This is a genomic window from Ktedonobacter sp. SOSP1-85, from assembly GCF_016587415.1.
In the GTDB taxonomy this organism is placed as follows: Bacteria; Chloroflexota; Ktedonobacteria; order Ktedonobacterales; family Ktedonobacteraceae; genus Ktedonobacter.
The window spans coordinates 2,659,054-2,684,503 of the sequence record NZ_BNJI01000001.1; the positions used below are offsets into that span (position 1 = coordinate 2,659,054).

22 protein-coding genes are annotated in these 25,450 nt (G+C 54.7%); 6 read left to right on the plus strand and 16 right to left on the minus strand.

Going from position 1 to position 25,450, the window contains the following annotated elements; genetic code table 11:
* The first annotated feature begins 108 nt into the window (after positions 1–108).
* Positions 109–1,038, plus strand: coding sequence for a DMT family transporter (locus KTE_RS11090; RefSeq protein ID WP_201380986.1), 930 nt, complete (start codon positions 109–111; stop codon positions 1,036–1,038).
* Between the two features lie 90 nt (positions 1,039–1,128).
* On the opposite strand, the gene KTE_RS11095 is transcribed toward KTE_RS11090, so the two are convergent.
* The 16 genes from KTE_RS11095 to KTE_RS11170 form a co-directional block, all read right to left on the minus strand.
* Positions 1,129–3,126, minus strand: a complete 1,998-nt coding sequence (locus KTE_RS11095; protein ID WP_201380988.1) for a HAMP domain-containing protein — start codon at positions 3,124–3,126, stop codon at positions 1,129–1,131.
* A gap of 536 nt (positions 3,127–3,662) precedes the next feature.
* On the minus strand, positions 3,663–4,265 hold the full coding sequence (locus KTE_RS11100) for an enoyl-CoA hydratase/isomerase family protein (protein WP_201380990.1): 603 nt from the start codon (positions 4,263–4,265) through the stop codon (positions 3,663–3,665).
* A 235-nt stretch (positions 4,266–4,500) separates the two neighbouring features.
* Positions 4,501–5,316 carry a MerR family transcriptional regulator gene (locus KTE_RS11105; RefSeq protein ID WP_201380992.1) on the minus strand — a complete coding sequence of 272 codons (816 nt, stop codon included), beginning with the start codon at positions 5,314–5,316 and terminating at the stop codon, positions 4,501–4,503.
* A gap of 176 nt (positions 5,317–5,492) precedes the next feature.
* Complete coding sequence (locus tag KTE_RS11110; RefSeq protein ID WP_201380994.1) at positions 5,493–6,296, minus strand: enoyl-CoA hydratase/isomerase family protein; 804 nt, start codon at positions 6,294–6,296, stop codon at positions 5,493–5,495.
* Positions 6,293–6,532 carry a hypothetical protein gene (locus KTE_RS11115; protein WP_201380997.1) on the minus strand — a complete coding sequence of 80 codons (240 nt, stop codon included), beginning with the start codon at positions 6,530–6,532 and terminating at the stop codon, positions 6,293–6,295. The genes KTE_RS11110 and KTE_RS11115 overlap by 4 nt, the downstream gene beginning before the upstream one ends.
* A complete protein-coding gene (locus KTE_RS11120; RefSeq protein WP_201380998.1) occupies positions 6,532–7,308 on the minus strand; it encodes a Phenylacetic acid catabolic protein in 777 nt (258 codons plus the stop codon). Before KTE_RS11120 ends, KTE_RS11115 begins: the two co-directional genes overlap by 1 nt.
* A 27-nt stretch (positions 7,309–7,335) precedes the next feature.
* Positions 7,336–7,584 carry a hypothetical protein gene (locus tag KTE_RS11125; protein WP_201381000.1) on the minus strand — a complete coding sequence of 83 codons (249 nt, stop codon included), beginning with the start codon at positions 7,582–7,584 and terminating at the stop codon, positions 7,336–7,338.
* Complete coding sequence (locus KTE_RS11130; RefSeq protein ID WP_201381002.1) at positions 7,581–7,934, minus strand: metal-sulfur cluster assembly factor; 354 nt, start codon at positions 7,932–7,934, stop codon at positions 7,581–7,583. Before KTE_RS11130 ends, KTE_RS11125 begins: the two co-directional genes overlap by 4 nt.
* Positions 7,931–8,890, minus strand: coding sequence for a Phenylacetic acid catabolic protein (locus KTE_RS11135; RefSeq protein WP_201381004.1), 960 nt, complete (start codon positions 8,888–8,890; stop codon positions 7,931–7,933). The genes KTE_RS11130 and KTE_RS11135 overlap by 4 nt, the downstream gene beginning before the upstream one ends.
* 292 nt (positions 8,891–9,182) lie before the next feature.
* Complete coding sequence (locus KTE_RS11140) at positions 9,183–10,250, minus strand: transglycosylase SLT domain-containing protein (protein WP_201381007.1); 1,068 nt, start codon at positions 10,248–10,250, stop codon at positions 9,183–9,185.
* Positions 10,251–10,627: 377 nt separating this feature from the next.
* A complete protein-coding gene (locus KTE_RS11145) occupies positions 10,628–12,055 on the minus strand; it encodes a glycoside hydrolase family 57 protein (RefSeq protein ID WP_201381009.1) in 1,428 nt (475 codons plus the stop codon).
* Positions 12,056–12,073: 18 nt separating this feature from the next.
* Positions 12,074–13,492: a glycosyltransferase family 4 protein gene (locus tag KTE_RS11150; RefSeq protein ID WP_201381011.1), complete on the minus strand. Its 1,419-nt coding sequence runs from the start codon at positions 13,490–13,492 to the stop codon at positions 12,074–12,076.
* 343 nt (positions 13,493–13,835) lie between these two features.
* On the minus strand, positions 13,836–15,770 hold the full coding sequence (locus KTE_RS11155) for a protein kinase (RefSeq protein WP_201381013.1): 1,935 nt from the start codon (positions 15,768–15,770) through the stop codon (positions 13,836–13,838).
* A gap of 337 nt (positions 15,771–16,107) precedes the next feature.
* Complete coding sequence (gene selB, locus KTE_RS11160; protein ID WP_201381015.1) at positions 16,108–18,147, minus strand: selenocysteine-specific translation elongation factor; 2,040 nt, start codon at positions 18,145–18,147, stop codon at positions 16,108–16,110.
* 212 nt (positions 18,148–18,359) lie between these two features.
* On the minus strand, positions 18,360–19,271 hold the full coding sequence (locus KTE_RS11165) for an ABC transporter permease (RefSeq protein WP_201381017.1): 912 nt from the start codon (positions 19,269–19,271) through the stop codon (positions 18,360–18,362).
* A gap of 53 nt (positions 19,272–19,324) precedes the next feature.
* The gene (locus KTE_RS11170; RefSeq protein ID WP_201381019.1) at positions 19,325–20,305 is read right to left on the minus strand and encodes an ABC transporter ATP-binding protein; all 981 of its coding nucleotides are present in this window, start codon (positions 20,303–20,305) and stop codon (positions 19,325–19,327) included.
* 336 nt (positions 20,306–20,641) lie between these two features.
* Here KTE_RS11170 and uvrC point away from each other — a divergent pair, with 336 nt between their 5' ends.
* From uvrC to KTE_RS11195, 5 genes are all read left to right on the plus strand, one after another.
* A complete protein-coding gene (gene uvrC, locus KTE_RS11175) occupies positions 20,642–22,714 on the plus strand; it encodes an excinuclease ABC subunit UvrC (RefSeq protein ID WP_201381021.1) in 2,073 nt (690 codons plus the stop codon).
* A gap of 246 nt (positions 22,715–22,960) precedes the next feature.
* Positions 22,961–23,284 carry an FmdB family zinc ribbon protein gene (locus KTE_RS11180; protein ID WP_201381024.1) on the plus strand — a complete coding sequence of 108 codons (324 nt, stop codon included), beginning with the start codon at positions 22,961–22,963 and terminating at the stop codon, positions 23,282–23,284.
* A gap of 230 nt (positions 23,285–23,514) precedes the next feature.
* Entirely contained in the window at positions 23,515–23,739 is a 225-nt protein-coding gene (locus KTE_RS11185; protein WP_201370652.1) for a hypothetical protein, read from the plus strand.
* Between the two features lie 136 nt (positions 23,740–23,875).
* Complete coding sequence (locus tag KTE_RS11190; RefSeq protein ID WP_201381026.1) at positions 23,876–24,718, plus strand: sensor histidine kinase KdpD; 843 nt, start codon at positions 23,876–23,878, stop codon at positions 24,716–24,718.
* A 377-nt stretch (positions 24,719–25,095) separates the two neighbouring features.
* Entirely contained in the window at positions 25,096–25,410 is a 315-nt protein-coding gene (locus KTE_RS11195; RefSeq protein ID WP_007908158.1) for a hypothetical protein, read from the plus strand.
* Positions 25,411–25,450 lie beyond the last annotated feature (40 nt).

Genomic DNA, 25,450 nt, shown 5'->3' on the forward strand with positions numbered 1-25,450 from the left:
CTTTAGCCATTGAGAGCACTATAATCACATGTTATTGTGATTGTACACCATGCCAGCGTGCCCAGACCCGGTTGGTGAGGAGGCGACATATGCAGGAGGTGTATCGGTTTGAACAGATTTATAGCGTCCCTTCTTGTCCTGCTGGCGGGAGCCTCATTCGGCATTCTCTCCACTGTGGTCAAGTTAGGCTATCATGCGGGCTTCTCCGTGGCAGAGATCACAAGCTCCCAGATCCTCTTCGGCTGCCTGGGGCTCTGGCTCTTAAGCCTTCCTTCACTCAAATATTTGCGCCACATCCGTAAGCTAACGCTTGGGCAGCTCCTGCTCAGCGGCCTCTTTCCAGGACTCACCGGCGTTTTTTACTATATGGCCTTACAGACCATCTCAGCTTCGCTTGGCGTCGTCTTGCTCTTCCAGTTTGTCTGGATGGGGTTGCTGGTCGATTGGATCTTACAGCGCAAGGCGCCTACGCTTAGTCGCTGGCTGGCCCTGGTCGCGGTCCTGATCGGCACTGTGCTGGCAGCCAACTACCAGGTTTTACTTACCTCGCACCTGGACCTCAAGGGTATCTGCCTGGGCCTGCTGGCCGCGGTCAGCTATACAGGAAACATTGTTATCAATGAGCGCGTAGCGCCCGAGGTTCCTCCAACACTGCGTAGCACCCTCATTATGACGGGCGCACTCATCATCACTCTTGTAATTTTTCCGCCACAGTTTCTCTTTACTGGCGCGCTTTCTCATGGACTCTGGTTCTGGGCTATCATTCTTGGCTGCTTTGGCGTCATTATCCCGCCGTTCCTCTTCGCGCGAGGAGTTCCCGTCGTTGGCGCGGGCACCACAACCATTCTAGGTTCTATTGAGCTACCCGTGGTTATCATTATGTCTACGTTGGTCCTCAAAGAGCACGTGGAGCTTATCCAATGGGCAGGGGTTGTGCTCATTCTGCTGGGCATTACCCTGACCCAGCAGAGCAACTTGCTCCCGAAAAGCTGGCGCAAACGCCTGGCACACCATAAGCAAGTAAGAGTAAAAATATAGGATGTGGTTGTGGATCAGCATTGCCGATCCACAACCACATCCTATATTTTTACTCTTACCGAAGCATCGAAAGTGCTGAGAGCGACGCTTTTAGCCCTGCGATGAATGCAGGCGGCGATCCGAACTTGCGCTATGCCCCCCTGGGCGGACGCTGAAGCTGTACTCGGGTGAAGCTTGCGACAACATACGCTCACCATCAGAGATAGGGCGAACACGATAGCCAGCCTCATCATTGCCTTCAAGCTGGAAGGAGATCATATTGGCGCGTATCTCCTGCGAGAGAGCATTGAGCTTACGTGCCATAGAGAGTACATCACCCACAAAGACACTCCCTGAGCGGTACAACTCTTCACGCGTTTCAGCCGAAAGCGATCCACTTACACTTCCTTGCTTGCCCAACACCTGGGTCGCATTCGTCAACTTCGTTAATTCCTTCTCAACCTCTGCAAGATTTTGCGTCAGTTGCCATTGCGTCTGCTGCGCGTCACGGCACATACGCTGCGCCTGAGTTTCAAGGGTACGCAATTCTTGCAGGTACATAGAGGCTACGCCATTTCCCAGCGCGCTCCCTCCTCGAACCGTCGAATCACGTGTCAGTCCCTTCTGTAAGCGATCTGTCACCTGGATAATCTGCTCATTCAAACTCTGCATGGCCAGGAGTCGCTTCTGCGCGCTCTCGTCAGAGAGATTGTGCAGGCGCTCACGCGTCTGCTTCAGCTGTGTCGCCACCGACTCCGCATCGGGTGAGGCAGCCTCCGCCTTCTCATCTCCCTGTAGACGCGCGGGTTTCAGTCGCGAGACGGGCTTGCCGCTCTCCAGCGTATTCAGGATGGAGAGGAAGTGTTCCGCGCGCTCAACTTCATAGCGCGAGGCGGAATCAAGCTGATCAATAACGGTCTGGATACGTGTAACGAAGCGGCGGAAGCGACCAACTGTGAAGTTAAAGGCATTGGCCAGCAGATCAATAGGATCGCTATTCACGTTGGTACTTACCCGCAGATCGCCCGCATTTACAACGCGCATGGTTGAGAAGAGGTGCTCAGCGGCGTTCGTCAAGGCCACGTTCTGGCGCTGGGTCTCCTCCAGCAACGCGACAATCGCATCCAACATGGCATTGGTCGAGGCCGAAACACTACTAATCTCGTCACGCCCAACGACATCTACACGCGCCGAAATGTCGCCCCCTTCGACGGACTGTGTCACGCGCAACAATTGCTTCAAGCGCTGCACAATCGTACCAGAGATAAACCAACCAACCAGGGCAATGGCGATAAAGGCCAGAATGGAGCCAATGATCGTCGTCAGGAGCTGTTGTTGCTCTTCAACACCCGCGGCAATATTAATGGAGTTGGAAAGGCGCTGGTTAAGCTGAATAAGCGCACGTAACGCGCTCAGCGCGTCACCATTCGTAGGCTCGGCCTGCACGCGCTCAAAATTGGCGGCCTCAGTCAGATTATGTGCATCGACGCTGGAAAGGACCTGCTCCAACGAGGCCCTATATACCAGCCAGGTACGCTGCGCACTGGCCGCTAGTGTCTCTTGCTGGTGTACCTGCCCGCCGTTACTGGCCTCTTCCAGCATAGCCACCTGCGTTGGGTGTTTGCTTACCAGGTCCTGGCCCACATAGTTCTTGAGCGTCGTGTCATAGCGTGTAATTAGTCCACGGAGCGCTGTCTCATCCTGCTTGATTGTCTCTTTAGAAGGAGAGGCGGCACCTGCATCACTAATCAACGTAGCCGTCTCAGTATTCATCAACTGCAAAAAGTTGGCGCCTGTCGTAAGAGAGGTATTGGTACGTAAGAGATCTTGATAGAACTCTGACTGGCGACCAAGGGATGCCGAGCGCTGCGCTCCTACCAGGCCGGCCACCAGGGCCGCAATTACAGCGGCCAGGAGGAAGCCGATAGCCAGGCGTTGTCCAATTGGCATATCAAGGACGAGCGTACGTCCTCCGCGCATGCGCGGGCGAATATGAATAGTTGTATTTGAAGGTGTCTGAGACAGATTTGCGAGCGGTGTTCTGGTATTCCTGGCAAGTCCATCGGAAACAGGAGATATATTGCGTGTTTGAGGCCTGATCAAACTCATGGCCCTCAACCTTTACCTTTCTACAAAGCTGTATCTGCATCCCGTAACCGCCTCTTATGCTCTGCCCATCTCTTCGTCACCTGCTACCTGTCACGCCACGTTAGCCAGTAAAATAGATGCTACAGCTACGCCTTGTTCACACAGAAGAAAAACACATGAATATCCATCTATATACAGCAGAGATGCAGAGTAGTGCACATATAAGCCAATTCATTGTCTACTCTGGAAGGCTAAATAGCCTTGCGCATCATGCCGCTACTTAGTAGCTTACTGCCGTTAGATTAAGAGAGTATTATGTAAAGGTAAAAAAGACCCATCTTTATGGCATACAAAGAAAGATTTAAAGCCAGGTTAACATAAAAAAGCCTGAGTACATTAGCAGTCTCTCATGTCTTAGTCGAGCTGAAATTTTACTATTACCTTAACTTATGCCTTAACACCCTCTTAAACCTTATACCCTTTCGTAAAATTGGTAAAGAACGTAGTGAAGGAGGGCTGGCCGAGCCAGCCCTCCTTCACTACGTTCTTTATTTCTTCTAAGCGGTCAGGCCAACGATGGAGAGCATAACCAGGAGTTCTTCGGATTCCTGGAGGAAGCGTGCGGCAGGCAACACCTGGTGAACCAGGCCAACTTCAAGGGCGGCGTGCGCGCTCAAGGTCTCACCACTCTTGGCAAGACGCTCAAATATCTCCGGTTTTAGGAGCGAGGGAAAGCGCTGCGAGGTCGCGGAAGGAAAGAGGCGCGCGTTTTCAGCAGGCAGACGCAAAGTCACATCCTCGCGCGCAATAAGCGTATCACAGAGCGCGGCCAGCTCGCTGCCAGGGCCATAGGCATGGCCTTTAATCAACGCCACCGAGGGGATTCCCTGTTGTGCAAGCTGCTGAAAAGCCTCGTCGACGCTTCGTGCCGCCTGGTGCAATTTCTGTAGTTCCATAGAGTCCACGGGAAGGTCAAAACCCGAGCAGAATGCCTCTTCGCCCATGCCAGTGAGGACGACCAGGTTCAGAGTTTGCTGCCGAGCAGAGCGGAGAATTTCCGCCAGCCGTAGCAGCATAGCCGTATTTAAGGCATTGTGGGGAACATTATCGAGGATAATCCAGAGGATATCGTTACGTACCCTGGTACGGACGCTTGACATACGACCTTCCTGTTGCTTTGCGCCTCGCGGGAGGGCACATACTTTCTACTGATGTTTAGACTCGTTGTTTATTATACCATCGTATACCCTTTTATAGAAGCATGCAAATGTAAGGTCAGGGCTTTTCGGTTCCTACCCCGGCTCGCTCCCCTTCTCCCTGAGCGCCGCAGGCGCCGTAAGTGAAAGCCCTGCATAGGGAGTGAGTGGTACACTCACTCCCTATGCAGGGCTTCTCCTAGTGCTTCTGCTGGTAGGCAGCGAGCATCTGATTGATAAAGGCCCATTCCTCACTGGAGTAGGGCATAGGCACCGGGCGCTCCGCATCAGGCATCTTTCCCAGGTTCGTGTAGAAGTTCTTCAACCCCTGAGTAATCCCTGGATCGCCTTGAGTGAAGGACTGAATCATGGCAGTCCATTGCGCGGCCAGGGCCTGGGCCTCAGGACCAGCGGGATCTGCATTGATGGACATCAAGCGCTTCAGCTCGGCTCCCAGTTCACTCCAACGCCGTGAAGCCTCTACCTGGTCCGCCTCGGTAAAGTTTTTCCCGCGCTCAGCGATTTGCTGGCGCTGCTCCTCGGTATACGAGGCCCGGGAGAGCTCATCCATCTTCTGTAACTGCTCGTCATTAAAGTACTTCTTACGCCATTCGTTATCCTGTTGCATCTGTATCACCTGGATCACATGGAGAATTGCCGACCAGTCCTGGGTATTCACCTTCAGCAATCTCTGCGTCTCCTCCAGGGCTTGCAAGACCTTCTCAAGTTGCTGTTTGCGCTCCACCAGCATACAATGCTGGATCTGAAGCGACTCGCGCAAGCCCGAGGGACCAACGCGCAGACACACTTTGATCTCTTCAAGTGAGAACCCCAGAAACTTCAAGGCCAGAATTTGCTGCAAGCGCCGGAAGTCCGCATCAGTATAGAGACGATACCCGGCCTCGGTATACGCCGAGGGCGAGAGCAGCCCCACCTTATCGTAAAAGCGCAGCGTACGTATCGAGACCGAGGCCATCTGCGCGAACTGACCGGTATGATAAAATTGGTGATCCAAGTGCTACCTCCTTTCAAACAGGAGTATAAAGCGTGACGTTACGTCACGGTCAAGTCCTTATCATAACAAAAAAGAGCAAGCAGGGGAACGTCGCCATTGACGTTCTCCTGCTTGCGTATGAGAGTGCAGAAAACGGGAAAAGGGTGGGTGTATGTTTAGGGTTTAGGTCTTAGAATTTAGCGCCCGGTAAAGTTGCGCTCCTTGCGTTTCTCGATGTAGGCGCTGATACCCTCTTTGGCGTCATCGCTCTGGAAGCAGAGCTGCTGTAACTCGCGCTCGATGGCCAGGGCCTCGGAGAAGGCGACCTCAGACCCCGACTGCACGGAGCGCTTGATACGCCCAACAGTGCGCGAAGCCTTATTCGGCGGGCAGAAGGTTTTGGCATACTCCAGGACCTTCTCCCAGTAGCCTTCGGAGTCATAGATATAGTTAATCAGGCCCAGGTCCTGTGCCTCCTCGAAGCTCATTAGCTTGCCCTCGGTCATATACTCGATGGCCTTGTTCTTGGGCAGGGCACGTGCCATACGCTGCGTGCCACCCGTTCCCGGCAGCACGCCCAGGTTGATCTCGGGCAGGCCGACCTGGCCCGCACCACGGCGCGCGATACGAATATCACAGGCCAGGGCAATCTCCAGGCCACCACCAACGGTATGCCCATTGAGAGCGGCAATCACCAGCTTGGGCGTCTGCTCCAGCCGGGTGAGCGTCTCATTGGCATGCAGGCAGAAATAGTATTTGTAGGTGGGGGAGACGGAATTGAGCATGCTGATCTCGGCTCCCGCACAGAAGAAACGCTCGCCCGCGCCCCGGATCACGATGACATGCGCGTTCTCATCAAAGCGGGCCTGCAAGATAGCTTCATCCAGTTGGCGCATCATCTCATAGCTATAGGTGTTGGCTGGTGCATTGCTCAACTCAATGACGGCGACGCCATCAGTGACAGCATAGTTTACCAGGGTGCGCTCGGAAGTGGTTGTCATAGTAGTTCGTCCTTTCGCTCAACATAGTCGTAGAGGACAGCATCGTCCTTAATATATTCAAAAGGCGTATGACAGGCATGACAGTAGTACTGCACAGTTAGCAGTTGCTGGCCGAACAAGGCATCAAGTTCAGTCTGTGTCGACGTACAGAAGGGGCAGGCGACCGCGCGACCGCGCTGATCTTGAGCGGCAGAGAATGATTGCGTTGCTGCCTGATCCGGCTGAAACTGCTTCATCACTGCGCTCCTTGCCCCTGAGGTCGCAAACAGCGCGCAGCCACATCCCAGCGCTCCCAGGGCAGCGCTTGCGTGACGCGCCAGGTCTTGTTCTCTGAGTCAAAGGCGACCGGCACCTCAAAGTCCACGGCCTGTAAGGTTGGCATTATCGTATGCAGGAAACGGGCGCGCAAGGTATCGGGCGTGGCGTCAATGATGCCTTCCTCGTAGAGGCGCTGCATCGCGGGATCATCCTCGGGACCAAACCAGCAGAGCGTCTCCTCCCAGAGTCCTAAGAGAGAGGCGGACATCGTCGCTCGTACCGCGCCGCCAGCTTTCATCAGGCGTCGCACCCAGCCATCGGCGTGCGCGGCATGGATACGCTCTTCCAACAAAATTTTGCGCGCGCGCGCGCCCAGCGGTTCATAAGTTGAGCGTTGTGCCCCCGCGAAAAAGGTTGTCAGCGCGGTATCCAGCAGGAAGTTGGTCGCTACAAAATCGCTCCAGCCCGCGAAATCATGATCCAGGAAGGAGAGCGCATAGTTCAGCGTGCGCGTCTCTGGCTCGACCTGGGCGAGATCGGCCTGCGCCTGGGTGAAGTTTGCTAGCAAGGGATAGAGCGTGCGCGCATGCCCCAGTTCGTCCTGCGTCATCGCCGCCGCCGCCACAGCCGCCTCCAGCGTCGGCGCGCCATTGCACCAGAAGGCGTAGCGACGGCCAATGGCCTGTTTATTATCGGCCAGCGATGAGAGCACGGCGAAGAGGGCCGCGTGATCGGTACGCATGGTTGTCGTCATAGATACAAGCTCCTAGCACTACAAGGTTTACGATGCGATAACGGTCACAATACAATCACGCGGGATAAGCACCATCTCAATCCAGGCGAACTCATCGTAAATACTGCGGGCATAGACACGTGCCAGGTCGACATCATCGGCCATGACATTGCCGATCTCGTGCAGCGGCTCTTCGTATTTGCGGCGGGCATAGACGCACCAGACCCGCGTATCATTGAGCGCCTCGCGGCGCGCATGCCCCTCTTCCGCCTGTCTGTTCTCGATTGACGTATTCATGCCGAGACTCCCCAGGTGCGCATAATATCGATTCCCTCCTCGCTCAAGCGGGCCTTCGTCCAGGCCGGGTCCCAGACCACCTCTATCTCCACCTGCTCAATCCCCGGCTCGCGTAACAAACGCTCGCGCACATCCTCAAGGATAAAGTCGGTCGCGGGACAGCCCATAGCCGTGAAGGTCAGTTGTACGGCCACGTACGAGCCGTGCCGCTCAATAGCAACAATCAGGCCCATATCCACGACGCTGATGGGTAGCTCCGGGTCCATCACGTCACGTAGCGCGTCCCAGAGCGCGGGGCAGCTTGGATGATCGTGCGGAAGATCCTGGAGCGAGGGATAGATGGTGGTCATACATCTTGCTCCAGTTGGCGCAGCATGGCTTTCTTCCCCCGCTGGATCAGCGCCACAAAGCGCTCGTTGCTGGGTCCCCTGGCCTTCCAGCGCACCAACACATCGTTCCAGGTACAGGGGCCCTCCTCCAGCAGCCAGCGCTTCCGCGTGGCATCAAAATGAGCGGGAAAAGCACAATCAATCACATACTTTTGTTGCTTAGTATCGTAGTGAGCCGGCACCTGAAGCTGAAGCTCCTCGCAGAGGGGAACCGCGGTCGACATCCAGATCTGGCGCAGCTCGTCGTTACTATGCCCCTTAAAACCATACTCCAGCTGCTCGGTATGCTTTTTCAGCGTATCGGGGAGACCAAACCACTCAACCGTCAACAGGAACATCCAATTGACCGCGTTTTGCAGCAACTCGTGGCCTGCGCGATCTTTATTGAGGCGACGCATCCACTGCTCGCCGTGCCGCAGGTGGAAGGTCTCCTCTTTATCAACCTTGAGCAGGGCGCGCTTCCAGGGGCCAAAGGTCGTGCTTTGATAAACATCGCTGAGGAGAGTATAGCCCGCGCGATCATAGAAGGCATTCGCGACGATCAATTCGACCCAGCTCTCCAGCGGCACATCAAAGGCGTAAGGATACTTAAACTTGGCGGGCTCGCGCTCAAAGATCAGCTCTTCAGTGTTAACCCCCAGGTCGCGCAGAAGGCGGTAGGCAATATGCGCATGGCCCAGTTCGTCCTGGATAATCGAGATCGCCGAGCCGAAGGCATTGAGGGAGGGCGCGTGAATAGCGGCATTATAGTAGGCAGGTGAGCTGATGAGTTCGGTATCGGCGGAGACCGTCAAGATACGCTTGATCCCTTCAAGATACAGCGGACTCATATGCTCAACCGATTCAATTAACTGTTGCTTGCGAATACGTTGCAGCAGAGCCTCCTCGCTCTGGAGCGTTGGGATCGCGGTGGTCATGACTCGTCACTCCTTCTCGTCTACCTCCTTATTCCGAAAACCAACGTCACTCACGTGACTAGCACTTCGTGCTCAGGTTTTCGGAGAAGCACATTGAACAAGCAGGAACCGCCCTTGAAGATGGGTAGAGCATACCATCCATCCTCTTACCTCAGCATACCACACCAGTATATCTCCATATGGACATATCCATTGTATGTTGTAGCACAGGAAAAAGTCAAGGAGAGCAAAAGGTCCCATACACAAAAAAGCCGGCAGAGCATTCTGCCGACTTTTTTGTGTATGGGACCTTTTAAATACCCATGATCTTGGTCAAGTAGTTGCGCGTCTCGGCGGGTAAGAAGTTCATCCAGTTCGCCCCGCCCTGGTTAATCGCGTTCTGCACGGTGCCAGAGCCAGCATTATAGGAGGCCAGGGCCTTGGCATAGTCGCCGCCCCACTGGTCACGTAACTGCGCCATATATTTGGCCGCGCCATAGAGCGCCTGCACCGGGTCCCAGGGATTGAAACCCAGGCCCGCTGCGGTAGAAGGAAGAAACTGCGCGATACCGACCGCGCCCGCCGGCGAGACTGCATTGGGGTTAAAACTACTCTCAGAATAGATCTGGTTCACAAAATAGTCAGGATTAATCCCATACTTCGCCGCGGCTTCACGCGCGATCTGTACATACTGATTGGTCGAGAGCTGTGATGGGATGCCAGCCGGAACACCACCCGATTGAGGGGGATTGGCAGCTTTATCCTCCTGGTGAGGAGAAACGTTCCAACTATTACTTGGCGACTGAGCCAGGTTCATAAGATCCGTCAATGGATTACTGGTCTGCCCTCCACCTAAAGGAGTCAAGGAGAGCAAAGAGGTCAGGACCACACCGCACAACGCCCCCAGAACAATTGCATAGCGGAGCTGTGAGTTAATCTTCCTTACAGGCTTCAGGTCTTCCGTGTGACGCTCTGACTCGGGCAGTAGCGTGGTCGTCCGGCGCGAAGCTCTCGGCTTCTTGCCAGGGATTACAAGATATTTTGCGGCGGCGGTCTGCCGCTCGGGTGCAGACTGAAGGGCAGAGGTAACAAGAGCCTGCGTCGTTGCGACATCGTAGAGCACACGCGTCGAAGCAGGCTGGATCGGACCCGTTGTCGTAGTGCCTGGCTGAAATGCGGGGGCGAGCGATCCCGTGTACTGGGGTGGAAGAGTAGTAGTGTTGGGCGCAGAAACCGATTGCGTATTGACACCATCGCCTGCGGCAGCGGACGTAATGGGAGGGAAGAGAGCATTGGTGTGAAGAGGGCGCTCAGTCGTCACTTCATCCGTAGAAGTCCCTTCCACACGGCTAAACGACGGGAGAGAGCGAAATTGCGACATAACCTACCTCATTACTACAAAAAACTACCTACTGGGAATGAGTCTAAACGATGTGGATGCGCTCGTCAATTTTCCGCCATCAACTGGGTGAAAAGTAATATGGTAAAGCACAGCAATTTTTAACCATAGCTTATGCATAGGTGCATACTTAAAGCAGATACACCTTTATACTTACTTTTGGGCAACAGATAATATCATATGCACATTCGTGAATGATTTCTCGCGCCTGCCCTGGTAAGAGGTGTGGAGGATGTTGGGAGCCACAGGCTCCCAACATCCTCCACACCTCTTACCAGGGCAGGCATCTAAAAAAACACCTTGCATATGAGGTTAAACAAAAAGAAGCCCGGCAGGAGGTTACCTGCCGAGCTTCTTTGTTAGCTCTTTGGAGTCGGGGTAGGAGCAGCCAGCTCGCGCTGGCGCCTCCTGGGGCGAGGTTTAGGCGTCGCAAATGAAGCCTCCTCCTGGAGCACATCAGCGTCAACAGGAGCGTGTTGCCCCTTTAAGGGACGCGCGCGGGGTTTCACCCGACGGGCCGCACGGGCTGGAAGATAGGGCTCCATCGCGTGCAGTGTGTTCAGGTATACCTGCTGTTGCTCATAGATTAGCTCAGGGACTTCCAGGTGCCGCCATTCACGAGGAAGAAACGGCGCGATCTGGGCGCTGACATCGGCATAACGTAGGTGATCCACCTGGCTCAACCAGTGAGCAATATCAACTAGCTTGGGCTGCTCAGTCAGGCGAGCCATATTATGGACCGCGCTCATCAACTGGAGCAGGCGCCGCTGCGCGGAGGTTGCTACATACTCTGAGCCACCTTCGGGATCGAGCGAGCCACCTTGTAGCGCTGGCGTGACTGGAAGTGGCAGATAATGTGCCCCCGCCAGGTGACGCTCGCCCAACTCACTTAGCGTATGCGTCTGTATCCCAACGTGCTCTAGCTCGCCTGGCAGGGCACGCAAAAAGTCGAAGATACCGCTTCCGCGACTATGGCGCTCACCAAATGTCTCAAAGTCCCAGCCCAGCACTAGCTGCTCACCAGGGGTCTGAGCTAACCATGAGGCATATGTGGTGGCATAGAGGGGGAAATCGGACCAGCGTATATCACTGAAGCGTACACCGATATCATCACTCAACTGGCGATGGCGGGCAAACAAGAGCGGAGCATGTGATGAACGCTCCTCTCTCGCTCTCAGACGCCTGGCGGCAATCGGGCGTGCATAGGCTCCCTCGTCGCCATAACGATAGAGGTAGGTACAGTCACGCCAGCCCAGGATATGCGCCTGCCCATCCATTAGTGCACCTTGAAAACCAGCGGCATCCAGAGCATTGTATAGCGGGGCCGACATAGCCAGTTCAGTGCTATCCACAATGCGTGGACGCTTGCCAAAAATTGTATGAAGGTCCTCAGCCATCTTGCGCATACTGGCCTCAAAGGCAGGCAGATCGAAGAGGAAAAGCAGGCTATGGTAGGGTTCAACTCCCAATAATTCAACACGCTCTTCCGCCACCAGTTCGCGGAAGAGATCCAGCAAGGATGGCTCCCACGTCTGAGCTTGTTGGAGGAACGAGAGGGAGAAACCAATAGACAAACGCAGGCCATGACGAACCAGGTCCAGAAACACCCTTGTAGCTGGATAATAACAGTTCTGAGCAACCTGTCGAAAATAGCGCTCATTTAACGCCTCGTCGAAGAGGCAACGAGCGATATCCTCAAGGGAGGCCCCGCGCGGTATAGGCTGCGCGGGGAGTTTTAAACGACGAGGTTGATGGACTACGGTATAGAGCGCGACATCCGCGACCATAAAACCGTCCTCTCAAAACTAGACGCCATGCTTCTCCGCGACCTTTTCCTCCGCCTGCGAAGCTGGCTTTGTGTTACTAATCTGGGGCGCACTTGGGGCATGTAAAGCTGCATTTGTCTGTATTGGCAGCAGCGGCACATTCTGTTTGCGAGCCAGGAACTCAAGCTTGCTCACCAGATTGGCAATGACACGATCCCAGACAAACTGCGAGGAGGTACGATAGCCTCCCTGACGAATGCGCTCCTGCTCCTCGGGATGGCGCTGCATGTAGAGAAGATACCCAACAATCTCATCGGGGTCCTCGGTCTCAGTCACAATCGCATTCTCAAAGGAGATAGCGTAATCCTCACCAGTAGAGCCAGTTACAGCGATACCCTGCGCGGCCATGACCTCCAGGGCCACCAGGCCAAATGGCTCATGTCCGCTATTAGCAAGCGTCGCATCGGCGGCGGCATAGGACACGCGCACAAACTCCTCGGGGAGGAAGAAGCGCAGATTGTAGACATCAGCGGGGCCAGCCTGCTCGATCAGGTCGATACACTGCTCCAGGTTGGGGCGCTTGGCTTCGACGTCACGAATGATCAGGCCACGATGATAGGCATGATGTAGCACATCCGCGCCATGAGGTTCGATACCGCCACGCACAAAAAGCGTTACCGGATGACCACTCTCTTTTAAGCGGGCCGCAGCCTCGATAGCCATCATCCAGCGTTTGTCGGGATCGAAGCGACCAATTTTGAAGAGGAAGAAACGACGTGGGTCATTTTGCCGGGCCACGGCGCGCAGGCGCGTCACAGCGTCCTGGTCCACTGGCTGCAAATAGCGCGCTGGAATACCGTTGGGGATCACCAAAGGATTGACGCTGTAGTTCCACATTTTATGCTTCATATACTTACTAACGGTACACAGCGTCGTCACAAAATTGAGGCGTCCCCAGTCGATACGATGCAGCGACATCAGGCTATTGAGGTTCCACAGCATCAGGGTTCGCTGGCGCAGGCCAAACCAATGCAACAGGTCGGAGGTACGCATCATCGCTTCCGCAGTATGCCAGTCCTCACCCATAATTACGACCATTTTGCCTTCGGCGGCGGCAGGGCGCACAATTTCACTATAGATATGATAGGGAACGCTCTCGTTGTAGTCATAGAGCTTCTGTTCCTCACCATCATAGACACCGTTGGGATAATACTGGCTTACCCACTGAGACCAGCGCTTGAGAATCAAACGCCCTTCAATACGGTGCTCAATACTAGGCTTCTGAGAATCGCCAATATAGATAAGGTGGGTCGTATACCCCTGCGTTGCCAATGCTTCACTGAGCTCAGCGATGCGTGTCCCCAGGCCGCCAGCCGTCGAGTAGATATCTGGTCCCTCAAAGCACAGCAATACAAAGAGTGTATTCTCTGGCGATATGGCTCCATCAAGTTTCATCATAAGCAGAAAATCCTCTGGTTTAGAATAACAAGCACGAGGAAGAGGTGATTGTTCCGTGTCAAAACAAGGCCGCAGAACGGAGATTCATTCTTTCGCGACTATATTTCCAGTATATCACACACGCATGGCAGGCTATAGCACAGGCAACGAGAAATGTACTATGCAAGGCGTAGGAAGGTAGAGTTTTCATCAGCTTCTCACCTCAACTTCAAGCATCCTCTATCTGTTTCCATAAAATTCGATTTCCGTGGCAGATAATGCAAAAAAGCGATATGGAAGCGGCAGGATGTCGCTTCCATATCGCGTAGATCTACATGCCCCTCTGTGGACCATTCAGACCCGGTTAGGGCCGAGAGGATTGAGAGCGCAGTTGCGGCGGCACCTCTATCGAGTTCATTGGCGAACCAGTCCCTGGCGTGCTAATCGTCGTTTTTGGCGTCGGCGTCGGCTGTGGTGGTGTCGGTGTCGGCGTCGGCGGTGGCGGCGTCGGTGTCGGTGTCGGTGTCGGTGCCTTTGTCGGCGTTGGCGTTGGCGTCGGCTGTTGTGTCGCCGTCGCAGCTGGCGAGGGCGTGGGATTAACACCATAGTTCGCGACGTAGACATTCACCGTACCGCCATCGCTAACCGTCTGCCCTTCAGGTGGATCAACACGAATCACTGTATTTGGAGGGAGTGTCGCGTCCGGACCTGCATCACGAGGCGCAATTTGCTCATCCGTGATGCCTGCTTCCTCTAAACGCTTCTTCACGAAGTCGAGCGGCTGATTAAGCAGACCATGCGGGATCGTATGGATAGTCGACTTCTTCTGCATCTCCAGCCCAATCACCGTATTGGGGGGGATCTTATCGCCAGGTTGGGATGACTGGTGCAATACCACGCCATCCTGGGGGCCTTTGATAATCTTGACCTGAAGTTGATTCTTCTGCGCGAGTTGCTGCGCCTCATCAAAGGTCAGATTAGTAAAGGTGGGAACCGTCACCATGTTTGGTCCAGGCGTCGCGGTTGCCGCAGGCGTCAGGCCAGGAATACGCACAACTCCCAGTTCGGCTGCCAGGAAAAAACTAAAACCTAATAATAGCAAAGCGGCAAGCACAATAAGCGCCGTTACAAAACCAGCAGCACGAGAGTTATTCTGGGGACGCCCAGGATACTGATATGCTAAATCGTCACGCTGGAAGGGGCGTGTTGTCCCACTTCCGGTGGTTGCAGTATACGGTACAGTCCCTTGTTCAGCAACCATCATCGGATCACCAGTGGCGGGTCCTGGAATAAGCATTTGATCGCCCGGATAGCCCTGGGCAGGCGCAACCACCCCCTGATTGGGCGAGCTTATCTGTCCATAAGGCGAGGAGACACCTAAGCGAGGAGACGAGACAGCAGCGCCATACCCACTGGAGCCAGCGGGAGGCGTTGACACACTACCTGGCGTCACACCATGCGCGAGGCCAATCTCCTCCTGGCCCAGTGTTTCAAGCGCACGCGCCAGAGAGCTTCCATCCCGATACCGCATCTCGGGAATCTTCTCCAGGCAGCGCAGGATCACGTCCTCCAAAGCTGGAGGAATATTAGGATTGAAATGACTGGGGGGCGCGGGAGTATCTTGAATATGCTGCATGGCTACCGCGACAGGAGTATCGCCATCAAAGGGCGTCCGCCCCGTCAACATCTCGTACATGACGATGCCCAGGGCGTAGACGTCAGCGGCAGGACTCACGATCTCGCCCTGCGCCTGTTCTGGCGCATAGTATTGTACGGTTCCCAGCGTCATGCCAGTCGTTGTCAGGCGCTCGGCGTTGATATCCTTGTATACACTGGCGATACCAAAATCGGTAAGCTTGATAGAGCCATCACGTCCCACAAGCACATTCTGGGGTTTGACATCTCTATGGACAATTTGGCGACGGTGAGCGGCACCCAGGCCCAGAGCGACATCGTGCGCGATAATGATCGCCCGGTCCACGGCCAGCACACCACGTGAACGCAGGTAGCGGCGCAGATCGGTTCCTTCGATCAGTTCCATCACGATGAAATAATTGCCATCGCTCTGGCCATAATCGTAGACCTGTACGATATTAGGATGCTGAAGGGACGAAGCGGCCTTTGCTTCGCGCTGGAAGCGAGTGACAAACTTTGGATCGGTGCTATAGACCTCGCGCAGCACTTTAATAGCGACATCGCGTTCCATGTGCAAATCGCGTCCACGATAGATCGTGGCCATGCCGCCACGGCCTATGGCCTCTTGTAGTCGGTATCGCTCACCCAAAACTTCGATTTGCATAGTTCTCCGCACTGTACAGGCAATAGTTGTGTCGCCAACCACACCGGGGCAACACAGAAGTCAGAAGGCGGCACCACGGATATCCCCAGGTGCTGCTTGGGATAAAGAAAAAACACCTTTGGCCCCAAAGGCGCAGATCAACGGCTCGACCCTGGCATTCCAGACTCTCCGGGTGTACGCCTCGGGGATTTCAGGCTCAGCCAGTACATGTATACATCGTGCAACTTATTGTAACCTATTCTGCGACAGAATGGAACACTCTCCACAAAACTAGGAAATAGTGTTCCACTACAAGCTTTTTCAAGCTATCTCATCAGCTCTATAAGCCTGTAGAAGCCTATTCAGCTCTCGGCACAGGTAGCCTGGCATCACTACTGGGGGCCAGCATACGCACATCACCAGCACGACGCGTTATGCGTAGTACATCCAGGTGCTCAAGCAGAGGCACGATATACTTACGACTGGTATCCAGCACATCACGCGCCTCCGCCGCAGTCATCGTTTCATGCGTGCTCATATAGCGCACTAATCTAGAGATAGCCTCGTCATAGGTCTCATGCAGGAAGAGCACGCTCTCGCTCACTTTGACCAGGCGTCCCTGCTCAATCAGCGCCGCCACCACCTCGGGGTCCGCCAGTTTCTCAGCCTCTCCCAGCACTGGTGGCGCAAACGGTTGCTTGCGAAAAGTCCGCTCCAAAGCCTCCACCTGGCGCTGTTGCGCATCCGTAAACCTTGGCTTGAAGTCAGGCAGGCGTAGCAAGCTCATAGGCCGCGACGCGCTCGTCTCCTGATCAGCCAATTCCAGAACACCCTCCTCAAGTAGGGCCATAAAGATGTCGTTTACCTGCCTGGCTGAAAGATTCAAGCGTGTACGCCACTCCTCTTTGGCTAACCCACTCCGCAATGGATATTGGCGGTGATAATTGGCAAGTAAGCGGCTACTCTCCTCAATCAGGATATTCCAGATGGAACGCGCGAACCAGAGTCCCCGAGTGCCTTCATCCTTATCCCCAGCCACACCCTTCGTTCCTATATGGCGAACTCGCTCTTCTATTAACAACGACTTGAGCGCCTGCCATGTCACATCTTCGGCAAGATTCGCTAAACGTGCAACCTCCGCCAGCTCATATCCCTGTAGCCCGATCAACGTCCTGGCCGCCAGACGACTTGCCTCACCTGCTTTTGTGCTCCCAGCGCGCGCGGCAATGGCCCGCCTATCCAGAGCTGCCAGCACCAGTTCCTCTGGCGTTCCCTGCTGAAGTTGCTCTAGAGCTGCCAGCACGGGCTGTTGGAAGCGACGATGATAGCGCGGATGCACATCTACAACCTCGCCACCTCCAATCGTCAGACTGGGCGAGGGAATACGCAGGATAAAAGCGTCACGACGAGCCGTTACCGCCGGACGGTTCAGACGCAATTGCGCCCAACAGCTCTCGCCCGGCTGCAACTCATCTGTATCGAGGAGACGCACACGCGCGGGAATCTCCTGTGAGCCGCAGTAGAACTCCACCTGGGTATTATGAGTTAGCGCACGCTCGGCATCGGCAAGAAGCGAGATACGTGCGTCCAGCAGCAGCGTCGGACGTAGCTGGCCCGGCAAGACGACCACATCTCCACGCTTAAGCTCCGTACGTGCAATGCCTGGCAGATTGATCGCAACCCTGCTGCCGGGATACACCACATCGCGACTCTGTTTGTGCATCTGCATGCTACGGACACGACTCTTCTGGCCTCCTGGTAACACCTCGACCTCCTGTCCCTGGCGCAGACTCCCGTCGAGCAGGGTTCCCGTCACCACCGTACCAAAACCGGTCAGGGTAAATACGCGGTCGATGGGCAGGCGGGGACGCGCGATATCCTGGCGCGCCTCGGCCTCATCAAGCAGGCGCTCAAGTTCGGCCAGGAGTTGGGGCAACCCCTGACCAGTGTAGGCCGACACCGGGAGAATAGCGGCTCCTGATAGGGTTGTAGGGCGTATCTGCTGCGCGACCTCCTCGTGTACCAGTTCCAGCCACTCCTCATCCACCAGGTCCGCCTTGGTGATCGCAACCACGCCGTGCCGCACACGTAGGAGGTCCAGGATCGCCAGGTGCTCACGCGTCTGAGGCATGATACCCTCATCGGCGGCAACGACCAGCAGCGCCGCGTCGATCCCGCCTACACCCGCCAGCATATTTTTAATAAAGGCCTCGTGACCAGGCACATCGACGATACTCACCTCGCGCCCATGAGGAAGTTTGAGCCAGGCAAAACCAAGGTCAATGGTCATACCTCGCTCTTTCTCCTCCACAAGCCTATCGGGATCAATGCCCGTTAAGGCCTCAACCAGGGTCGATTTGCCATGGTCGACATGGCCAGCTGTGCCAATACAACTCATCGCGTCACCAACATGCAGGCAGCATACACTGTTATGGCCTTCCTCCTAATCCAAAGTGTCTCCTATTCTTGCTCATCATATTATAGACCTTTTCCGAGACATTTGCATAAGAGCCTTCGCGCCCGCGGCGCGCAAGAGAAAAAGGGTGTATGCATGGGAAGTGGGCAAGGCCCACTTCCCATGCATACACCCTTTTTCTCTTTAAAAGAAACTTATTCGTGTACGTCGCGTTTCCAGATTACGCCGATGGAGATGGCGAGGAAGGCGACGCCATAGGCCAGGGCAACCCAGAGTGTGTGTGGACCATCCACCTTGACAAAGGGTGAGAAGGTCACTGTGATATCCAGGCTCTTAGGGAGCAAAGCTTTGGGCATCACATTCAAGATGGGTCCCAGCAGGTACGCCGTGACATCCAGGAAGAACTGCTGCTTGGTAAAACCATGCGCCAGGTACAGGAAGAGCGACCCAATGTTATCCACCGCGAACCAGGCCAGGGCCACACTCATCCCAAAGGCCAGCGAGCGCCCAAGCACACTTACGGTAGCAGCCATGAGGATGGTCACCGCGAAGCTAATCGCGACCGTATACAGGTAGATGCCAATATTATTCCAGACCTCGGCCGGCATCTTATTGATGATGCTAATATTGCCGCCCTGGGAGTAGAGCGTTATTAGCATCAGTAAGGCATTGAACAATACACCAACCACAAACAGCTCAATGCCGACAATCAACATGGCCGTAAGCTTGGCCAGCAGGAGTTGTACACGCCCAACACCACGCGCCAGGATAATACGTATGGTTCCGTTCTGATACTCCATACCGATCATGAGGCCCGTCAGGATCATTAAGAAGATGCCGCCAAAGACGCGCAGCACAAACAGGGTCATATTCATTTCGCTATAGAAGAACTGCGGTGAGCTGGTGGCAATGTTCGTCTGAGTGCCGCTATTACTGGCAATAATAAAGTGCAATAAGATTGTTCCCGCGACCAGGCAGAGAACCATAAGCCAGGTCAACCACTGGCGTGATAATTTGATTAGTTCGCCCTGGATCAGACCCAGAAAACTAGGCCGCGCAGACTGCGCCAGAGATGATGCAGGGGACTTAGCAACCACTGTGCTCACGACTTCACTCTCTTTCCTCAATCGAATATAGCTGGATAGTTGATAATATCGTTTTAGATGCCAGTATGACCGTCGGTCAGGCGCAAGAAGGTTTCTTCAAGATCATATTTAGTCGTTTTTAGCTCGTCAGGCATAAAACCAGCCTGGGTCAGGAAGGCATTGAGGTTACGCCCTCGGTTATTGGGCGCCAGGGTTACGATATCGCCCTGCTCATCCAGGCGCGCGTTCGCGCCCCATGGCTGCTCTTTCAGTAGAGCCAGGGCCTGCGCCGCCTGTTCCAGTTTCACCGTAAACTCGCCCTTGCCTGTCGTCAGATCCTTCACCGTCGTCTCGGTAATGAGCTTGCCAAAGTTAATGATTGCCACGCGGTCACAAATCTGCTGCACCTCGGTTAGCAAGTGGCTCGACATGAGAATGGTCTTGCCCTCAGATGTCAGGCGGTGCAGGAAGTCACGCATCTCTACAATACCCGCTGGGTCCAGGCCATTAGCGGGTTCATCCAGCAACAACAGTTCAGGATCTTGCAGGAGCGCGACCGCGATCCCCAAACGCTGGCGCATACCCAGGGAATAGGTGCGGACCTTGTCCTTCTGGCGACCTGTCAGGCCAACGATCGCCAGAACCTCGTCAATACGCTTTGCGGGCACGCCACCCAGGACTTTACTCAAGGCCAGCAGGTTATCTCGCCCAGACATATAGCGGTAAAGCGCAGGCGTCTCAATCAGGGCACCAACGCGGGGCAACACCTCGCTGCGATGTGCCAATGTGTCCTGTCCCATGACCTCGACGCTCCCAGAGGTCGGCCTGATCAGGCCCAGAATCATACGGATAGTTGTGGTCTTGCCCGCACCGTTGGGGCCAAGGAAACCATAAATCTCGCCACGGCGAATATCCAGATTGAGGTTATCCACGACCACGCGCTGCTTATACTGCTTGGTTAGATTATGTGTGCGTAACACGGTCTCGCCAGCACGCTCAGAAGCAGCGTGAGCGGAGACCTGGCGAGCGAGGCCCGCAATGTCAACTTGCGACATAGATAGAAGATTCCTTTCGCTACCATTGCCCATCTGCACGCCGCTAAAAGTCGCGTCAAACGGGAGGAGTATTCAGCTTCACTTATAGAATGCCTGGCAGCCTGCAAACTGCACATTCATGATGACGTAGGTAATCATATCTCAACTATGTCGCGGAGACATCACATAATTGTCGCAAACCTGTCGCAAATTGTCAGAGCGTCGACAGCACTGGCACAAAGGGGTATAATTGAGGGCACGAACAAAGTATCTATCCACACACTTCTGAAAATATGCGCATACCCTGTGCCCTTCAGGGTAGCCAGTAGCGCTGGTCGAGAGCAAGAGATAATAAACATGAACGAAAAGATTCAGTCGGTACTCAACTCACTACCACACAAACCGGGCATCTACTTGATGAAGGATGGCGAGGGAACGATTATCTACGTGGGCAAAGCCATCTCGCTCTATAACCGCGTACGCTCATATTTTCAAGAATCGACCGACCACAGTCCCAAGAACCGCAGCATGGTCGCTAAGATCGAGGATATTGAGTTCCTGGTCGTTCGCAACGAGGTCGAGGCGCTTGTCCTGGAGAGTAACTACATCAAACAGTATCGCCCCAAATATAATGTGCTTCTGCGCGACGACAAGAGCTACCCCTACATCAAAGTATCGCTCAACGAGGACTTTCCCCGCGTATACCGCGTGCGTAGCTTTCAACGCGATGGCAACCGCTACTTTGGCCCCTATACCAACTCGGGAGCCGTCGATGCGACCCTGGACCTGCTCAATAAATTATTCGCCTTCCGCACCTGTCGCTATGACGCCAGCGTCTGGGCGCCTCCACGTACTGGCGAGCCACCCGCTGGTTGGAAACAAAAACTGCTCAACCGTCCCTGCACCCAGTACTATATTCATCGCTGTATCGCCCCCTGCGTTGGCTATGCTAGCCGTGAGGAGTACGATAAGATTATCCAGCAAGTCATCCTCTTCCTGGAAGGCAAGCACGACGAGGTGCTCAAAGATCTCCAGCGCCGCATGGAAGAGGCGGCGGAGAACCTCAACTTTGAGGAGGCCGCGCGCGTTCGTGACCGCATCAAAGCCGTTGAGCGCGTGCTGGAGAAACAACGGATTATCAACACCGAGGGGCAGGATGACCAGGATGTTGTCGCGCTTGCCAGCGGTGACGACGAGACCTGCGCCCAGGTCTTCTTCTTCCGTAGCGGCAAGCTGATTGGACGCGAATACTTCATTCTCCAGGGAACACGCGATAGCGCGCCCAGTGAGATCATGAGTTCCTTCCTCCAGCAATTTTATGAAAGCTCACCCCATATCCCCGCCGAAATTCTCGTCGAGGCCGAGCCTGATGACCGCGAGGTTCTCCAGAGCTGGCTCAAAGAGAAGCGACGCGGAACCAGTGCCGCGGGACGCAGCACCAGTGTCACCATCAACGAACCCAAACGCGGCGAGAAGTTGCGCCTGGTCGAAATGGTACATAATAACGCCAAGGAGGTTCTGGAGCAGCAGCGCATCAAGTGGCTCACCGATAGCCAGAAGACACAGATGGCCCTGGAGGAGTTGCAGGAGGCCCTCAACCTCGTCTCAGCTCCACAGCGTATCGAATGCTACGATATCTCCAACACCCAGGGTTCTAACTCAGTCGGCGCGATGGCGGTCTTCGAGGGTGGCAAGCCAAAAAACAGCGAATACCGCCGCTTCAAGATCAAGACCGTCGAGGGAGCCAACGACGTGGCTAGTCATCAAGAAGTCCTGCGCAGGCGCTTCCGCAAGGCGGCAGCACTCCAGGAGGCCACACTTGAGCGCGAGAGTGCTGCCGCCGTGGATAGGGTCAGCCAGCGGGCAAACGGCGAGGAAGAGACTGGGGACGAGAATGAGCAAAACACCCTCCAACATAACTGGGCCATGCCTGACCTGATCCTGATCGATGGTGGCAAGCCACAGCTTAACGCCGCACTCCAGGTATTACAGGAGCTAGAGCTGGACATTCCCATCGTTGGCGTCGCCAAGGAAGAAGGCTCGCATACCCGCTCCACAACACAGGAAGAGCTGCATATTCCGGGGACGTTAGAACCCATACTCCTGCCGCGCAACTCGCAGGGCCTCTACCTCGTACAGCGTATTCGCGACGAAGCCCACCGCTTCGGTATTACCTATCATCGCAAGCTACGCACAAACCGCACCTTTAAGTCACTGCTCGACGAGATTCCCGGCATTGGTCCCAAGCGCAAGCAGGCGCTCATGAAGCACTTTGGCTCCGTACGTGCCATCAGCACAGCCAGCCTTGACGAGATGGCAGCCATCGATGGCATGACCAGGGATTCCGCCGAAAAGGTCAAAGAGTTCATTGGACGCAATATGGGAGCGATCACAGGCCTCGCCTCTGAGCAACCAGGCGATTCAGACTAGCGACAATGGGAGACAAGGGCTACTCAGCCAGGCTGACTCTCTAACCATGCGCACCCCTGCCGATAGAACATAATACACCACAGAAATAAAATGGCGCTCTATAGTGTTATGCATAACGAGCGCTAGCAGTCATCATCTGCGATTGACACCTGCACAATTTCGCGCTACTATGCTGAACAATAGTATGTGATGTGGGGCGCAAAGACGCCTTTGGAATAATCGAAATATATGAGAGGTGATTGATATATGCCAACGTACGAGTATCTCTGCCGAACCTGTAATCATCGCTTTGAAACCTGGCAAAAAATGACTGATGAGCCTTTAACAGTCTGCCCTGAGTGTGGTGGCGCTATTCGCCGAGTGTTGTACGCGTCAGGCGTGATCTTCAAGGGCTCTGGTTTCTATTCAACAGACCATAAAGGTGGCAATGGCACCGCCTCTGCCTCCACGGGTAGCGAGAACGCTAAGAACGAGAGCGCGACAAGCGACAGTAAGGTGGAAAGTAAGAGCGAAAGCCCGGCATCAACGCCCTCAACCGAGAGCAAGGCCGCGACTCCAGCAGCATCCTAATGTTGCCCGGCGCGGGCCTTCCTCCGCGTCCCATCTCGAGCTCCAGGCCCAAAGCACCGCAAGGTGCTTTTTTTTATGCTCTCCCCCTGCCAGCGAGGGATTGAGAGCTTTTAGCAATATTGAGATCCGTAGGATAAGCCGCTTGGCAAATATCTATTTTGTAGTAAAATAGGTGTAAGTGGCATATGAAAAGAAATATCACAGAACAACTGCTAGAAAGAGGGAAGGACATGGAAGAGTCAATGTTAGCTGCATTACAGCGCCAGCAGATCGAAATCGCGGTAGGTGAACTACTTTTGAGTAGTGATCACTACATGCGTGGCAGCATCGCTGAGCGTATTCGCCACTTAATTTCCCATGCTGACCGGACGCTTGATATCACAAAATTTAGCGAGATGGCACGCGAAGAACTGGCGGATCTCAATCTCCTGCCTCCACTCGGCGAGGAGGTATAGCCCTCACGCTCAATACTACCCAATACTCCTAGGAGCTTGTCTTATTAACGCGTGTGCGGGCGTTATTCGGTGTATACTAAAATTACACAATCTATACCAGGAGATAGAAAAGCCAGAATCCGAGGAGACCCGGGGTATGCAGGTGCAACACGAGAAATCACAAGATAGGCTCATTGAAGAGTTACAACAACAGATAGATCAGCTCACAGCGGAAAACCTCCTGCTCAAGGAGCAAATTACGCGCAAGGAGCAGTTCACGGCCATGATCGCGCATGAACTGCGTAGCCCCCTTGCGCCCATCATCAACTATGCGCAGATGTTAAACCGAGGTCTCTTCGCTCCCAAAAACAATGTCGCGGAGCCTGTCAAAAAATCCCTTTCGCGCAATACCAGTATTATTATCAGCCAGGCTCAGAAGCTGGCACGCCTGGTAAATGACCTGCTAGATGCCTCAAGGTTGGCCTCTGACCAGTTTACGCTTATTTGCAAACCCTGTGATGTTGTCGAGCTTGGCCGCGAGGTTGTTGAACAGCTGCGCCCTGTAGCGCCCTATCATTCTTTTGTCGTGGACACACCTGTTCAAGCGATAAACGGCTGCTGGGATGGGGGGCGGCTCCAGCAGGCCATAGGCAACCTGCTAGACAATGCGATTAAGTACTCCGATGAGCGGAGCACCATCACTCTGCGCATCCAACTCTTAGAGCCTGTCTTCGACCAGCCGGAAAAGGTCAAGGTCAGTGTACATAACCAGGGCGTCAGCATCCGCACAGAGGATATGCAGCACCTCTTCCGCCCCTTTGGGCGACTGGAAGCGACACGCGAAATTCGCCAGGGGTCAGGGCTCGGTCTCTACATCACCAAGTCCATCATCGAGGCTCATGATGGGAAGCTCTGGCTAGAAGAAGCGACCCCAGGCGGTCAGAACGGCACGACCTTCACCTTCGAGCTGCCGATACAGCAAAGCCTCTTCGCCCAATAGCGTGACGCTACTAAAGTACGCGTCTACATATAATGGCGCGAAATACTCGTACTATTATATATAGACGCGTGCGCTTGCCCCCGAATGGGGGTTAGCAGCGGTCATCATCCCCCTGTCTATTTCTACAGGCTCCTCTCCTGTTCGTTTGCACGGGCAGAAAAACCCGCCAAATTAGCGGTGTGAAGCGACCTACATGCAGAGTATACTTACCACTGTGCGAGGGAAGCCCACCAGTAACCACACCAACGGTGAGCAACGCTGTTTGTGGAACCCGGCGTTGCGCGTCGTCAAACCCTGACATGCCTACTGATGTAGCGCATGGCTGGTGTGGCCTGGTGGGGACCATCATTGGGGCTTATAAACGAAAGGAGCCGATCATGAGCCAGTGGGCGTATAAGGTCGTGTATATCGATTATCGCGGGCGTATCTCATGCGAGGGTCAGGAGACTCTCATTGGCGATCAAGAGCGACGGAGCGCCTTTGCCCGCCGCTACATGAACGAGCTGGGCAAGGAGAACTGGGAGCTGGTCAGCCTCCAGCCTCTGACCTCTAACTCGGCCTACTACATCTTCAAGCGCCCCGCCCAGGAGGGCGACTACGCAGAAGAGCAGCCAGCCACCAGCGCTGAGCAGCCACAAGCACAACCCACCAGCGAGAATCCCGCGAGCGGGCCGACCATCGAAAATGCGTAACAAATAAGATATGCAAGAAGGAGTGCTGGTTGGCTGCCAA